Annotated in this window: 1 protein-coding gene; it reads left to right on the top strand. The window is 35.7% G+C overall.

Annotation, left to right across the window (positions count from 1 at the left end; all coding sequences use genetic code 11):
• Positions 1-180 precede the first annotated feature (180 nt).
• Positions 181-255, top strand: a 75-nt coding sequence (locus TEPIDINF_RS15015) for a helix-turn-helix domain-containing protein (protein ID WP_421692411.1), incomplete at its 3' end; no start/stop codon positions are given.

Genomic DNA, 255 nt, shown 5'->3' with positions numbered 1-255 from the left:
CTAAAGTTGTCTTTTTTTGCTATGATATAATTAGTCTTATATAAATGAAAGGCTGATATATCAATGAAATTAGACTGGGTGAAAATTACAATATTTCCTTAGTAGAATGGAATCACGATGTTGAGAATCTTTTGCTTACTCACAACGGGTGATGCGCCCATTGAAGTGAGGTGATTCGATATGGCAAACAAAGCATATAAGTTCCGTCTGTACCCAACACAAGAACAAGAGCAATTTCTTGCGAAAACCTTCGGT

It is taken from the genome of Tepidibacillus infernus (genome assembly GCF_048898065.1).
GTDB lineage: Bacteria > Bacillota > Bacilli > Tepidibacillales > Tepidibacillaceae > Tepidibacillus_B > Tepidibacillus_B infernus.
The sequence above is the reverse complement of the archived record's forward strand: the minus strand, read 5'-3'. Positions and strand labels throughout refer to the sequence as shown.